10 protein-coding genes are annotated in these 13,670 nt (G+C 74.2%); 9 read left to right on the top strand and 1 reads right to left on the bottom strand.

All coding sequences use genetic code 11. From position 1 onward, the window contains the following. Positions 1–8 precede the first annotated feature (8 nt). The 7 genes from IE251_RS10510 to IE251_RS10480 all read left to right on the top strand — a co-directional run bounded on the left by IE251_RS10510 (position 9) and on the right by IE251_RS10480 (position 7,035). The gene (locus IE251_RS10510) at positions 9–317 is read left to right on the top strand and encodes a PAAR domain-containing protein (RefSeq protein WP_189752639.1); all 309 of its coding nucleotides are present in this window, start codon (positions 9–11) and stop codon (positions 315–317) included. Then, a complete protein-coding gene (locus IE251_RS10505; protein WP_030780526.1) occupies positions 317–739 on the top strand; it encodes a GPW/gp25 family protein in 423 nt (140 codons plus the stop codon). Before IE251_RS10510 ends, IE251_RS10505 begins: the two co-directional genes overlap by 1 nt. Beyond that, positions 739–2,700, top strand: a complete 1,962-nt coding sequence (locus IE251_RS10500) for a putative baseplate assembly protein (protein ID WP_189752638.1) — start codon at positions 739–741, stop codon at positions 2,698–2,700. The genes IE251_RS10505 and IE251_RS10500 overlap by 1 nt, the downstream gene beginning before the upstream one ends. Beyond that, the gene (locus tag IE251_RS10495; protein WP_189752637.1) at positions 2,697–3,272 is read left to right on the top strand and encodes a phage tail protein; all 576 of its coding nucleotides are present in this window, start codon (positions 2,697–2,699) and stop codon (positions 3,270–3,272) included. The genes IE251_RS10500 and IE251_RS10495 overlap by 4 nt, the downstream gene beginning before the upstream one ends. A 4-nt stretch (positions 3,273–3,276) precedes the next feature. Next, entirely contained in the window at positions 3,277–5,037 is a 1,761-nt protein-coding gene (locus IE251_RS40895; RefSeq protein ID WP_229896687.1) for a zinc ribbon domain-containing protein, read from the top strand. A 121-nt stretch (positions 5,038–5,158) separates the two neighbouring features. Next, positions 5,159–6,403 (top strand): hypothetical protein, encoded by a 1,245-nt coding sequence (locus IE251_RS10485; protein ID WP_189752636.1) that lies wholly within the window; start codon positions 5,159–5,161, stop codon positions 6,401–6,403. Further along, the gene (locus tag IE251_RS10480; protein ID WP_189752635.1) at positions 6,400–7,035 is read left to right on the top strand and encodes a hypothetical protein; all 636 of its coding nucleotides are present in this window, start codon (positions 6,400–6,402) and stop codon (positions 7,033–7,035) included. Before IE251_RS10485 ends, IE251_RS10480 begins: the two co-directional genes overlap by 4 nt. 89 nt (positions 7,036–7,124) lie before the next feature. Here IE251_RS10480 and IE251_RS10475 read toward each other — a convergent pair whose 3' ends face one another. Beyond that, positions 7,125–9,602 (bottom strand): tetratricopeptide repeat protein, encoded by a 2,478-nt coding sequence (locus tag IE251_RS10475; RefSeq protein WP_189752634.1) that lies wholly within the window; start codon positions 9,600–9,602, stop codon positions 7,125–7,127. 196 nt (positions 9,603–9,798) lie between these two features. Here IE251_RS10475 and IE251_RS10470 point away from each other — a divergent pair, with 196 nt between their 5' ends. Together IE251_RS10470 and IE251_RS10465 are read left to right on the top strand one after the other, a co-directional pair. Continuing rightward, on the top strand, positions 9,799–12,873 hold the full coding sequence (locus IE251_RS10470) for an AfsR/SARP family transcriptional regulator (protein WP_189752633.1): 3,075 nt from the start codon (positions 9,799–9,801) through the stop codon (positions 12,871–12,873). 389 nt (positions 12,874–13,262) lie between these two features. Beyond that, a complete protein-coding gene (locus tag IE251_RS10465; RefSeq protein WP_189752632.1) occupies positions 13,263–13,670 on the top strand; it encodes a hypothetical protein in 408 nt (135 codons plus the stop codon).

The following is a 13,670-nucleotide window of genomic DNA, read 5'->3' as shown; positions in this document are numbered from 1 at the left end:
AGCAACGCATGCCGGCCGCAGCCCGTACCGGTGACCCCACCAGTCACGGCGGTGTGATCACCACCCCGCCGCCCGGCGCCGCCGCGACCGTGGCCCGCGTGCTGATCGGCGGCCGGCCCGCCGCCGTCGTCGGCAGCCAGCACACCTGCGCGATGCCGCCGCACGCCGTCGCGGGCCCGGCCAACGTGATCATGCCCAACCCGCTCGCGGGCACCGTCCTGATCGGCGGGCTGCCGGCCGCGCGGGCACGCGACAAGACCTCGTGCGGCGCCACGATCGTGACCGGCGCCCTCAACGTCCTGATCGGGGGCCTGTGATGAGCGAGCGGTTCATCGGCCGCGGCTGGGCGTTCCCGCTGCGGGTCGGCCCGACCGGCGGCATCGCCCTGGTCGAACGGGAGCGGGAGATCGAGGAGGCGATCCGCCTGGTGCTCGGCACCGCGCCCGGCGAGCGCCCCATGCGCCCCGAGTTCGGCTGTGGCATCCACGACTACGTCTTCGCCCCCGGCGACGGCGCCACCGCCGGACGCATCGCGCAGCAGGTCCGCGAGGCCCTGGAACGCTGGGAGCCGCGCATCTCGGTGGACGACGTGGTCGTCGCCTTCGACGCCGTCGAGGACGGCACCCTCTACATCGACGTGCACTACACCGTGCGCTCCACCAACGACCGGCGCAACCTGGTCTTTCCCTTCTACACCATCCCCTCCGAGGAGGGGGCCGAGGACAGGGGCACGGACTGATGGCACTGCCCTCCCCGAACCTGGACGACCGGCGGTTCCAGCAACTCGTCGACGAGGCCAAGCGGTACGTGCAGCAGCGCGCGCCGGAGTGGACCGACCACAACGTCTCCGACCCGGGCGTCACCCTGATCGAGACGTTCGCCTACCTGGTGGACCAGCTGCTGTACCGGCTGAACCGGGTCCCGGACAAGAACTACACCGCCTTCCTCGACCTGCTCGGCATCCGGCTGTTCCCGCCGGCCGCCGCCGTCGCCGAGGTCGACTTCTGGCTGTCGGCACCGCAGCCCGACACCGTCGAGCTGCCCACCGGCACGGAGGTGACCACCGCGCGCGGCGAGAGCGACGAGTCCGTGGTCTTCACCACCACCGACCACCTGGACATCCTGCCCAGCGAGCTGACGCGCCTGGTGACCGCGCACCGCACCGGCGAGCAGACCGACCGGACCGGGACGCTCTCCGAGGGCCGCGACATCCCCTGTTTCCAGGCCGCGCCCGAGCCGGGCGACGCCCTGCTGTTCGGCCTGCCGACGGCCGTGCCCCGGTGCATCGTCGCCGTACGCCTGGACAGCCGGGTGGAGGGCGTCGGCGTGGACCCGCGCCAGCCCCCGCTGGTGTGGGAGGCGTGGGACGGCGGCGGCTGGCGGGTGTGCGAGACCGGCGCGGACACCACCGGCGGGCTCAACCGGCCCGGCGAGGTCATCGTGTACGTCCCGGCCGGGCACACCGCCTCCGTGATCGGCGGCACCCGGGCCGGCTGGCTGCGCTGCCGGGTCACCGAGCCGGAACCGGGCCAGCCGTTCTACTCCGAGTCCCCGACCGTGCGCGAGGCCGCGGTGTTCACCGTGGGCGGCACCATGACCGTGGAGCACGCCGAGACCGTCACCGACGTACCGCTCGGCACCTCCGAGGGGGTGCCCGGGCAGACGTTCCGGCTCGGCCGCCCGCCGGTCCTGCTCGACCGCGAACCCCCGGTCGTGGAGGTGTCCACCGCCGACGGCTGGCAGCGCTGGGAGGTGGTCGAGCACTTCGGCCGCTCCGGGCCCGCCGACCGGCACGTGAGGGTCGACGCCACCGCCGGCGAGTTCGGCTTCCCGCCCGCGCTGCGCGAACCGGACGGCACGCTGCGCCAGTGCGGCGCCGTGCCGCCCAAGGGCGCGCAGATCCGGGTGGCCCGCTACCGCACCGGCGGCGGCCCGGCCGGCAACGTCGCCCGCGGCGCGATCTCCGTGCTGCGCAGCTCCGTGCCGTACGTCGCCCGCATCACCAACCGGGAGGCGGCGCGCGGCGGGGTCGCCGGGGAGACCGTCGAGAACGCCAAGCTGCGCGCCCCGCAGGCGCTGCGCATGCAGGAACGCGCGGTGACCGCCGAGGACTACGAGATCATCAGCCGCCAGGCGGCGCCCTCGGTGCGCCGGGTGCGCTGTCTGCCCGCGGCTCAGGGCGCGGGCGCGGTACGGGTCCTGGTCGTACCGGACGCGGTCGCCGACGAGGGCGACGACCGGCTCCGCTTCGAGCAGCTGATCCCCTCCGACCAGGTGCTCCAGGCGATCACCGCGTCCCTGGACGAGCGGCGCCTGATCGGCACCCGCCTGGTGGTGGAGCCGCCGGTCTACCAGGGCGTCACCGTGGTCACCCGGCTCGCCGCGGCCCCGGGCGACACCGACCGGGTGCGCGACGCGGCGCTCGCCGCGCTGTACCGGCACCTGAACCCGCTGCACGGCGGCCTCGACGGCACCGGCTGGCCGTTCGGGCGGCCGGTGCAGTACGGCGAGCTGTTCGGCGTGCTGCAACGCGCCATCGGCACCGCGCTGGTGGAGGAGATCCGCCTCTTCCCGGCCGACCCGATCACCGGCCGGCGCGGCGCCCCGACGGACCGCATCGACCTGGCCCAGGGCGCGCTGGTCTTCTCGTACCAGCACCAGGTGGTCGTCACGGCCGTGGACCCGGAGGGCGGACGATGAGCCGCGCCGCCGTCCCCGGCCTGCCGAGCCGTCACCCGATCGGCGAGCAGCTGCCGGCCCTGTACGCCGACGACGACTTCGCCCAGCGCTTCACCGCCGGCCTGGACACCGTCCTGGCCCCCGTCTTCCTGACCCTGGACACCCTGCCCGCCTATCTCGACCCCCGGGTGGCCCCGGCCGACTTCCTGACCTGGCTCGGGTCCTGGGTGGGTGCCACCGACGACCCCCACTGGCCCGAGGAACAGCGCCGCGAGGCCGTCACCCGCGCCGTGGAGCTGCACCGCTGGCGCGGCACCGTCCGGGGCCTGACCGAGGCGCTGCGGCTCGCCCTGGGCGTCCGCGCGGAGGTGACCGACGCGGGCGCGGCGATCTGGTCGGCGACGCCGGACACGGACCTGCCGGCGGAATCCGGGGCGGGGCCCGTGGTGCGGGTGTGGCCGGCGGAAGGGGCCGCCGACGGGCCGGGGGTGGACCCGGCCCGGGTCCGCGAGATCGTCCGGGTGATGTGCCCGGTGCACACCGAATGCCGGGTGGAGATCCTGTCCGGTCCGCCCACCGACGAAGGGAGGTGACGCCATGCGCGCGTGTCCCTCGTGCGGGGCGTCGAACGGCCCCACGGACGACTTCTGCGGCAACTGCGGTACGTATCTGGGCTGGTCGGACACGAGCCCGGCGCCGAGCACGCCCGCGCGGCCCACTCCCTCGGACCCCGACCCGGCCCCGGAGCCCCCGGCCCCGGAGCCCCCGGCCGCCGACCCCGCACCGGAACCCGCCCCGGCGGACGAGCCGGCGCGTCCCGCGCCGCAGCCCCGGGCCTCGTCGCTGCGCTCCCGCCTGACGGGCCGGGCGCGCGGCGAGACGAAGCCGGAGGAGCCTGGGCAGGAGCGGCCCAGGCAGGAGGAGCCGAGGCCGGCCGGGGCAAGGGCGGAGGAGCCGAGGCCGGCCGGGAGCACCCGCCCCGAGGGTGAACCCCCTGCCATCGCCCCTGACCGGGCCGAGCCCGCGAGTACGCCGTCGGGCGAGTCCGACGCCAAGTCCCGTACGACGCCGTCCGGTTCGGGTGCGACGGGCGGGGAGCCGTCTGCCGACGCGCGCCGTTCGACAGCGGCGCCCGGCGATTCCTCTGCGGGCACGCAGGGCTCGACCGCCTCGCCTGCCGAGTCCCCGTCCGCCGCCCGTGGTTCGTCAGCCGCGCGCACCGACTCTCCGGCCGGCACCCGGGGTTCGTCGGCCACGCCCACCAACTCCTCGGCCGGCAAGCGGGATGCGTCGGACACGTCTGCCAACACCCCGTCCGCACCTCGCCGGTCGCCGGCCGCACCCGCCGAGCCCCCCGCCTCCGCCACCCACCCGGCACCCGCGCCCACCGACGGCCCCCGCCGCCCCGAACGCACCACTCCCACCACCCCCGCCACCGCGGCCACACCCCCGGCCCAGCCCCGGCCCCCGAAGCCCCCGGCGGCGGCGCAGCCCCCCGTAGGGCCCCGTATCCCGTCGGCACCGGACGCACCGGGCCCGCGCTCCCCGGCCGCGCCCACCCCGGAGGGCCCGGCGCCGGACGCCGTGCTGCCCGTACGCCCGGCGAAGCCGGTGGCCCCGCGTCCCGTCGTACGGCCCGTGGAGGCGCCGGAGGAGGTGGCGGGCAGGCCGTGCCCGTCCTGTGGCACGCCCAACCCGCCGGGCCGCCGTTTCTGCCGCCGCTGCGCGGCCGAGCTGACCCCGGTGGCGAAGCCGGCCCCGCTGCCGTGGTGGCGGACGGTGTGGCCGCTGCGCCGCAAGGTGCGGGCCGGCTCGGGCCGGGGGGTGCGGCTGCTGGTGATCCTGGGACTGCTGGTGGCGCTGTGCGCGGCCGGTCTCTTCCTGCTGCCGGCCGGACGTGCCCTGTTCGAGGACACCCGGGACAAGCTGGGCAAGCCCAAGGCCGTGACCCCGGTGGACATCAAGGCGAGCGCCGAGCTGTCCGGGCACCCGGCGAGGAACACCACGGACGGGGTGAGCAACCACTACTGGGGCGCGCCCGCGCCGGGCGCGTCGGTGACGTACACCTTCCGCGAGCCGTTCCGGCTGGTCGACGTGATCATCACCAACGGCGCGTCCAAGTCCCCCGAGGCCTACGCCGACGAGGCGCGCGCGCTCCGGATGGACATGGAGATCACCACGCGCGACGGCGAGGTGCACCGCAAGCAGATCACCCTCGCCGACAAGCCGGGCCCGCAGACGATCCCCACCGGGTTCAGCGATGTCACCACGGTTCGCCTGGTTCTGAACTCCCCGGCGGGCCTGTCCCAGGGCCGTCACCTGGCCTTGGCGGAGGTGGAGTTCTTCGCCCGGAGCTGACGTGGGCACCCCGCCCGGAGGCCCCGCAAGGGAGTTGCAAGGACCCTGCAAGGAAAGTGCCTTCCGGGCCGGGAAGTCCCCTGTCGACCGCTGAACGCGGCGACGAGCGATGGGGGATCGCATGTCCGTCAGCACCACGAAACCAGCACTGATCGAGCAGGGGCACTGGCTGACCGTACGAGACTGCAAGAGGGTATTGGTGGTCGTCCACACCGTGACGTTCGCCCAACGCCTCCAGGAGGTCTTCGGTCTGCTGGAGTCCGACCTGCGCGTCCAGCTGGTCTTCACCGCCGCCCCGCACGCCTTCGGCAGCGGGGTCACGCAGTACCTGCACGAACTGGGCATCACCACGGTGCCCTGGGAGGAGGCCCTACGCACGGAGTTCGACCTGGCGTTGGCCGCGGGGTCCCGCGGTGTGCACGAACTGCGCGCTCCGGTCCTGCGCGTCTCGCACGGGGCGGGGCACATCAAACTGCTCACCGACGTCAGCTCGCTCGCCCCGGGGGAGCCGAGGGCACCGGGGATGCTGAGCAGGCAGCATCTGCTGCACGAAGGCCGCCTGGTCCCGGCGGCGATCGCCTACGCCCACGAACGGGACGTGGCGGAACTGGCGCGGTCGTGCCCGGAGGCGCTTCCGGTCGCGCACGTGGTGGGTGACCCGTGCGTCGACCGGATCACGGCGGGCCTGCCACTGCGCGAGGACTACCGCCGCGCCCTGGGGATCGAGAGCGGTCAGCGTCTCGTGGTCGTCACCTCCACCTGGGGTCCGGCCTCGACGTTCGGGCGGCTCGACGCCCTGCTGCCGCAGTTGCTCGCCGGGCTGCCGGACGACGGCTACCGCGTCGCGCTGCTGGTCCACCCCAACGTGTTCGCGGGCCACGGCACATGGCAGGTGCGCGGTTGGCTGGCCGGCTGCCGTGACCGGGGCGTCGCGCTGGTGCCCCCGGAGGCCGACTGGCAGTCCCTGCTGATCGCGGCCGACTGGATCATCGGCGACCACGGATCGCTGACCGCGTACGGCGCGCTGACGCCGGCCACGCTGCTGCTCACGCCCGGCCCCCGGCGGGAGGTGTCCGACTACTCCCCGACCGCGCTGCTGACCGCCGTCGCGCCCGTGATCGCCCCGGGGTATCCACTGGCCGAACAGCTTCAGTACGCGGCGCAGTTGCGCCGGCGGGGGCAGTACGACGACGTGACCGCCTCGCTGTCGTCGGCACCGGGCCAGTTCCACCGGCGGATGCGCGCGGTCGTCTACCGCCTGCTGCGGCTGGGGGAACCCGCCCTGCCGCCGCTCGTCTCCCCGCCCCCGCCGCCGCCTTCGCTGCGGCAGTGGGAGATTCCGGCCGGAGGGGGAGTGGCGCGGTGATCCGCCGGTCGCCGATCGCCCGGGCGGACGCGTCGCCCGCCCGCCCCGCGGCCGTCCGGGGCGCGGAGCCGGGGGCCGCGTGGGCCACCGTCTGTTTCCGTCCGCCGCACACCGGCGCCCCGCCCCGGGAGGCCGGTTCCCGGGGCGGGCCGGCCTGTGTCGTCTGGCGTACGGGGGCGGCGCACGGCCCGGCCCTCGTCCGCTTCGACGCGCTGCCGGTCACGGAGCGGGGGTGTGCGTACCGGCACCCCTCCCCGTGTCTCCATCCGCCCGGCCGGCTGCCGTGTGACACGCATCTGTGGGCGGACGCGGACGGGCCGGCGGAGCTGCGGGTCCACGCCGACGTGCTGGTGAGCCTGGTGCCCGGGGCGGTCACGGAGGCCCGGCGGCGGGTGCGGGACCTGCTCGCGGAGCATCCGGGGTGTCTTGCCGCCGTCGTGCCCGGCTTCGGCGCGGGGTGCGTGGTCGGTGTGCGGCGGGCGGCGGGTGACCCGTGGTGCGCCCGGCTGGAGCGGGGCGGGCCCCGGGCCCCGGCCTCGCCCCAGACGGTTGCCTCGGTGCTGCACGCCTGGGTGGCCGCCGGGGGTGCGCCGGGCGCGCTGCGCGCCGTCGTGCCGGTGTTCCCCGGCTGACGCGGGGCCGGCCGGCGCCGGACGGACCGGCCGCGGCGGGGATCGCAGCTGCCGCAGCCGGCCGTCCAGGCGGTCGGCTGCGGCAGGGTTCACAGCTGCCGCAGCCGGTCGTCGAGCCGGTCGGCGTCGTCCGGGCTCAGCCGGCGCAGGAGGCCCAGGGCCGCCGCGTAATGGCCGGCCGCTTCCGCCGGGTCGCCCCGCGACTCGGCGGCCAGCCCCAGCCACTCCAGGCAGCGCGCCTCCCAGTGCTCCGAGCGTGCGCTGCCCGCGCGGAAGCGGGGCAGCGCCTCCCGTAACAGCCGGGTGCCCTCCTCGGAGTCGCCGGCCCGGACCAGGACGTGCCCGAGGAGGGCCAGCACCCGGGTGGCCTCGTAGGTTTCCCCCAGGTCGTCCAGGTCCGCTCGCGCCCGTCTCAGGTGGGCGGCGGCCGTGGCCGGGTCGCCGGCGGCCAGCTCGGTCTCGCCGAGGCGCCGCCGGGTGAGCGCCGCACCGCGCCGGTAGCCGATCGACTCCCTGAGCCGCAGGGCCCGCTCGAAGTGGCCGCGTGCCTCCTCGGGCCCGTCGGTCAGCAGGGCGATGTGCCCGAGTCCGCTGAGGGCCTGGGCCTGCTGCCGTACATCCCCGTCCGCGGTGGCCATCTCCAGTGCCTGCCGGTACCAGTCGGCCGCCTCCGCGTACTGTCCGGCGTTGCGCAGGCCGATCGCGCCGGAGGTCAGCATGCGGCCCTCCCCGGCCCGGGAACCGCTCTCGCGGGCCGCCCGGAGACCGAGGCGGTGTGCCTCGATCCACATCTCCGTGGGGCGGAGCCGTACGAAGAGGGGCCAGATGAGGTCCGTCAGCCGCCAGCAGGAGGAGTGCCAGCCGGCCCGCGCGCAGTGCCGCACGGCGCCCATCAGCCCGTTGCGGTGGGTGTCCAGCCAGGCCAGCGCCTCGTCGGGGCCGTCGAGCGGGGTGGGCGCGACCGTCGCGCCGGGCGGCAGGTCGTGGCCGGGCAGCCGGTGGCTCGGGGTGAGGATGAGCTCCGCCGACGCCGCGGTGGACAGGCACCAGCCGACGAACCGGCGCACTACGTCCGTGCGCCGGGCGGGGTCCTCGCGCTCCTCGCCCAGCCGGCGGGCGTGCGGCTGGACGAGGTCGTGGAACCGGTAGACGCCCGGTCCCGTCTCCTCCACCAGGTTCGCCTCCACGAGGGCGTGGACGGCAATGTCGGTGTCGTGTTCCGCCTCCGGCGGTGGCGTGTCGTCGGCCGCGACGGCGGTCAGCATCCACAGGTCGTGGCGGTCCGTGGGCAGCACTCCCATCCGGCGGTACAGCCTGGCGCTCGCCTCCGGCAGCACGTCGTACGCCATGTCCAGCGCGGTACGCATCACGGCCTCCCCGTCGATACGCAGCAGATCGACCGCCCCCTGCCCCCGGGACAGGCGGTCGGCCAGGGCGGACACGGAATGGTGCGGGCGGATCGCGAGCTGCGCGGAGGCGAGCCCGACGGTCAGCGGCAGGCCGCCGCACAGCCGGACCACCTCCTGCGCGGCGGCCGGCTCCCGGGCCACCCGCGCCCCGCCGCCGACGGCCAGCAGTTGTACGGCCGACTCGGCCGGCAGCCCCTCCAGCCGGTGCACGGACGCCCCGTCGACCCGCAGTCCGGTCAGGTTGTTCCTGCTGGTGACCAAGGTGATCCCGGTCGGCGAACCGGACAGCAGCGGACGTACCTGCGCGGCGGTGAAGGCGTTGTCCAGCAGCACGGCCAGCCGCAGCCCCGAGGTCAGCGAACGCCACAGCGCGCTGCGCTGCGCGGTGCCGGCCGGTGGCGCGGTCACGCCGAGCGCGATCAGGAAGGCCTCCAGGACGGTGGTGGGCGAGGCCGGCCCGCTCTCCCCGTCGACGGCCCCTCCGGCCAGGTCGGCGTACAGCTGGCCGTCGGGGAAGCTGTCGGCGTGCTCGTGCAGCCAGTGGCAGGCGAACGTGGTCTTCCCGACGCCCGCGAGCCCGCTGACCACCACCACCTGGGCCGCGTGCGCGGGGTGCTGGGCGCGCAGCGCGTCCAGGGCCCTGCGGTCCGCCTCCCGGTCCACGAACCGCGCCGTCACCGGCGGAAGCTGGCGGGGAACCGGGGGCCGGGGGCGGGGCGCTTCGGCGGGCGGGTGGAAGTGGATGCCTCCGTGGATGTCACGGGCCTGCACGCTGGGGCCGTGGAGCACCGCGTTCCCGCCGATGGCGTTGGCGGTCGCGCCCGGCGCCGGACCGGGTGCCGGAGGCGGGGGCGGCGGTGGGTACGGCGGTGGGGACGGAGTGTGCCGCCGTAACCAGTCGGTGAGCGCGCTCCGCGTCGCCGGGTCCCGCAGGGCGACGGCGGCCAGCTCCCGCGCGAACTCCTGCCAGGGCGGTGCCTCCGGCCGGTACGGGCCCGCGGTGTCCGGGGGCCAGAGCCGGGCCGGCGTCGCGTCCGCGCGCGCCGCGCTGTCCACGACCCGGGCCAGCTCGCGCCAGGCGGGGCTTTCCGGGTCGGCACCGATGGCGGCCAGGGCCGCCAGCAGCGCCTGCTGCGTGTCCGAAGGAGAAGCTCCCACGAGTGACTCCTTTCGACTCCTGGAGGAATCACTCCCCGCTCCGGGAGGGAAGGGAACGAAACCGCGGGAAGGGTGGGAGCGGAAGAGATTATTTATCGGTCAATTTTGGCCTCCTCGGCTCCGGTTATGGCCTGTGGGAGCGCCTCCATGCCACTCTCGAAGACCCGGAGCAGGCCCTACCGGCGGGAGGACGCTGGTGGAGTTCGAGATTCGGCTCTCAGGAGCGGTCGAGGTACGAGCGGCCGGCCGGCGCGGTGATCTCCGCTCGACGAAGACCCGGCTCACCCTGGCCGCCCTGGCGTGGGACGCGGGCCGCACCGTGAGCGTGGACACCCTGATCCACCGGGTCTGGGACGACCATCCGCCCGGCAAGGCCCGGGAAGCGCTGCACGCGCACGTCTCCCGGATCCGCGCCTCCCTGCGGATCGCCGGCGGCGACGCGCCCCCGATCACCAGCCGCACCAACTCCTACGTGCTCCAGGTCGACCCGGACCGGGTGGACCTGCGCTGCTACCAGAGCTGTGTCCACCAGGCACGTGCCCTCAAGGAGAGCGACGACCAGGAGGCCGCCCTGCGCCTGCTGGACCGGGCGGACGGGCTGTGGCGCGGCGAACCGCTGGCCGGGATCGCCGGTTCCTGGGCGGAGCACCTGCGGACCGCCGTCGGCGAGACCAGCCTCGCGGCCGCGATGACCCGTACCGAGATCCTGCTCGGCGAGGGCAGGTTCGCCGACGCCGTGCCCGTGCTGCTGCCCCTGGCGGACGAGCATCCGGTGGACGAGGCACTGGCCGAGCGGCTGGCCATCGCCCTGTACGGCTGCGACCGCACGGCCGAGGCCACCAGGCTGCTCCAGCGGACCCGGCAGCGCGTCGTGCGCGACATCGGCCTCGACGCCGGGCGCGGCCTGCACCGCGTCCACCAGGGCATCCTGTCCGGCACCCCGGCGGCGGCCCTGCTCAGGCGCACCGGTGCCGACGAGAGGAAGCCCGCGCGACCGGCCCACCGGGTCCCGGACAACCTCCCGAGGGACGTGCCGTGGGTCGGCCGGCGCGAGGAGCTGCGCCGGCTCACCTCCGCGCTCTGCGAGGGCCAGGGCAGCCCGGGCGTGGTCGTCACGGTGGAGGCGATCGACGGGCTGGGCGGCGTCGGCAAGACGGCACTGGCCGTCCATCTGGGGCACCGATTACGGGACCGCTTCCCCGACGGGCGGATCTTCCTCCACCTGGGCGGCACCCACCCCGACCGCACGGTCACCACACCGGCCCGGGCCCTCACCGAACTGCTGCGGCTCATCGGCCTGGACGCCAAGGAACTCCCCCACGACACGGACGAGTTGGTCGCCCTGTGGCGAGCGACGGCCCGGGACCGCCGCATGCTGGTGATCCTCGACGACGCCGCCGGATCCGAGCAGGTCCGCCCGCTGCTCCCGGGAGCCTCCCCGGCGGCCGTCATCGTGACCAGCCGCCGCCGGCTTCCCGGGCTTCCCGGGGTACGGCCGGTCTCCCTCGACGTGCTGCCGCGCGAGGACGCGGTCGCGCTGTTCGCCAGGCGGCTGGGGGTGCGGCCCGGCACCGACGAGGCGGACATCGCCGAGATCGTCCGGATGTGCGGCCACCTCCCCCTGGCCATCGAGATCGCCGCGAGCCGCCTGCTCGCCCGGCCCTCGTGGGGCACCGCCGACCTGCTGCGGCAACTGCGCACCGGTGGCGCCCACCTAGCCCAACTGCACGACGGTGAGCGGGCGTTGGTACCCGTCTTCGACCTGTCCTACCGTGCGCTGAGCGCGGAGCAGCAACTGGTCTTCCGGCGCATCGGGCTGCATGTCGGCACGGAATTCACGCCGCACGCGGTGGCGGCGCTGACCGGGTTGTCCGTCCCGGTGGCCGGGCGTGTGCTGGAAGAACTCCTGGCCCATCACCTGGTCTCCGAAAAGTCTCCGTACCGGTTCACGATCCACGATCTTTTGCGTGACTACGCCCGCTCGTTGATGGAAGCCGGTGGCGTGGAGTCCGAGGACGACTGCCGGCGGGCGGTGCGTGCCCTGGTCGATCACTACGTGACCACCGCGGACCGGGCTGACCGGCTGGCTTATCCGTTTCGGTTGCGGATCGCCGACTTTACAGAACCCCCTGTTGTGTCATGTCCGGAACTCGCCGACGCGCAGGCGGCCGAGCATTGGCTGATCGCCGAGGGCGCCAATCTTCTGGACATCCTGGACTGGCTCGCCCATCACGGCACGGAGCGCCAACTGGCCATTGCCGTGCATGTGTTGGCCGGTTTCCTGGATATGGAGGGGCACGTCCTCGCGGCCGAGCCGCTGCTGCGCCGAGCCGTCGCCCACTGGGAAGCCGCAGGTGACAGCGCGGCCCGGGCCCGCGCCCTGCTCGACCTCGGCGCCGTCTACACCCACAGCTCCCGCTACGCGGAGGCCATGTCGGCCGCGAACGAGGCGTTGGAGGTCGCGCGTGCCCTCGGGGAATGGGAGCTGCAGAGCGAGTGCGTTCACCAATTGTCGATCCCGCTGTGGCAGACGGGTCAGTACGCCGAGGCGCAGGCGCTGCAAAAAAAGTCCCTGCATTTCCTGCTGCGAACGGACAACAAGCGGAAGATCGCGCGCAGCAGGAACTTGCTGGGAATTACCCACCTCCACCTGGCGGAAAACCGCGAGGCATTGCAATGCTTCACCTCGGCGCTGGCCGATTTCACGGAAATCGGGGACGGGCGAGGCCGTTACAGCACGCTGAACAACATCGCAAAACTGTGCCAGCGGACGGGGGACCTGAAGGCCGCCGAGGATGCTTATCGCGAGGCGATCGGTGTGGCGGAGGGAATGGGAAACAAAAGGGACCGGGCAGCTCTGCAGATGAATTTGGCGAGCGTCCTGGACGCGCTGGGGGAGACCGAGGAGGCCCTCGCCCTGTACGACAGGGTCCTGCGGATGATGCGAGCCGTGGGGGACCGGCGCGGCGAGGCCCTCACCCTCAACGGGACCGGCCGGGCCCACCGCACGGCCGGTCGCGCTGAGCAGGCTCTTCCCCTGCACATCGCCGCTCTCGCGGTGATCCGCCGGATCCAGGCGGCAGGTGAGGAGGCCGATGTGCTCTACGACCTCGCGCTGGCGGAGCGTGACACGGGGCGCACGGCTCAGGCCGTGGCCCACCTGACGGAGAGCCTCGAAACCAGTCGCCGGCTCGGGGCCCGGGTCGAGGAGGAGCGCGCCGCCCGCGCCTTGGCGGAGTTGTGCAGCGCGCTGAATGAGTCTGCGCGGTAAGAGCGACCGCGTCGGCTCTCGATATCGATGCGTTATCGCCCGATCGCTTTGACGTGCGGAGGTCGTCGCACGACCGGCTAAGATCTGACATGCCTGGAGCGCTGACGCCCCCATTCCATGGCGGAGCTGTGCTCGGCCTGCGTTCCTCCCATGTCTGCATCTGTCACGAAGCGCGAGGTACATTCGATAGTGAGAGTTATATTCGCCGTCGTCGCCCTGACTTGCATTGCCTATGTGACGGCGAACGGTGTCTGCCCTCCCGAGCGCGGGCATATGACAAAGGCAATTCCCGTGACCGCGCCATAGTCGCGCAAACCGGCCTCTCCCGCCCCGGGAAGGGGCCGGTCGCCTTCTCCCCACGGGACGCGCGTTCTGAGAGCATGACGCTCATGGACTCCATCTCGGCGGAACTCCTGGTGACGATGGCGACCGGAGCGGCTGGTGAGGCCGGGCGGCAGCTGTGGGCGGCGTTGAGCGGGCTGGTGCGGCGAAGGCCCGCCGAGGGAGAGGCGCCGGAGCCGGTGACCGGGGAGGCCGAACTGGCCTCCGTGGCCGAGGCTCCCCATGATGTGGAACGAGCCAGGGCGCTGAGCGAGGTCCTCGGACTCCGCGCGGAGCAGGACCCTTGGTTTCTGGACGGCCTGACGCGCTGGCACGAGCAGGCGCGGAGCCTGGAGACCGGCCAGGGCGACACCAGCAACACCATCAGCGGCGGGACGCAGAACGGGCCGGTCCTTCAGGGGCGCGACTTCTCCGGGATCACGTTCAACGACCCCGGGCCGGGCGGCTCCCGCTGA

The sequence above is a fragment of the Streptomyces eurythermus genome (assembly GCF_014649115.1).
GTDB lineage: Bacteria > Actinomycetota > Actinomycetes > Streptomycetales > Streptomycetaceae > Streptomyces > Streptomyces eurythermus.
This window is presented reverse-complemented; position numbering and strand designations above follow the sequence as displayed.

Excerpts from the sequence above, each read along its gene's own strand:
- IE251_RS10510 (WP_189752639.1), top strand. The coding sequence starts at position 9 with ATGCCGGCCGCAGCCCGTACCGGTGACCCCACCAGTCACGGCGGTGTG.
- IE251_RS10505 (WP_030780526.1), top strand. The coding sequence starts at position 317 with ATGAGCGAGCGGTTCATCGGCCGCGGCTGGGCGTTCCCGCTGCGGGTC.
- IE251_RS10500 (WP_189752638.1), top strand. The coding sequence starts at position 739 with ATGGCACTGCCCTCCCCGAACCTGGACGACCGGCGGTTCCAGCAACTC.
- IE251_RS10495 (WP_189752637.1), top strand. The coding sequence starts at position 2,697 with ATGAGCCGCGCCGCCGTCCCCGGCCTGCCGAGCCGTCACCCGATCGGC.
- IE251_RS40895 (WP_229896687.1), top strand. The coding sequence starts at position 3,277 with ATGCGCGCGTGTCCCTCGTGCGGGGCGTCGAACGGCCCCACGGACGAC.
- IE251_RS10485 (WP_189752636.1), top strand. The coding sequence starts at position 5,159 with ATGTCCGTCAGCACCACGAAACCAGCACTGATCGAGCAGGGGCACTGG.
- IE251_RS10465 (WP_189752632.1), top strand. The coding sequence starts at position 13,263 with ATGGACTCCATCTCGGCGGAACTCCTGGTGACGATGGCGACCGGAGCG.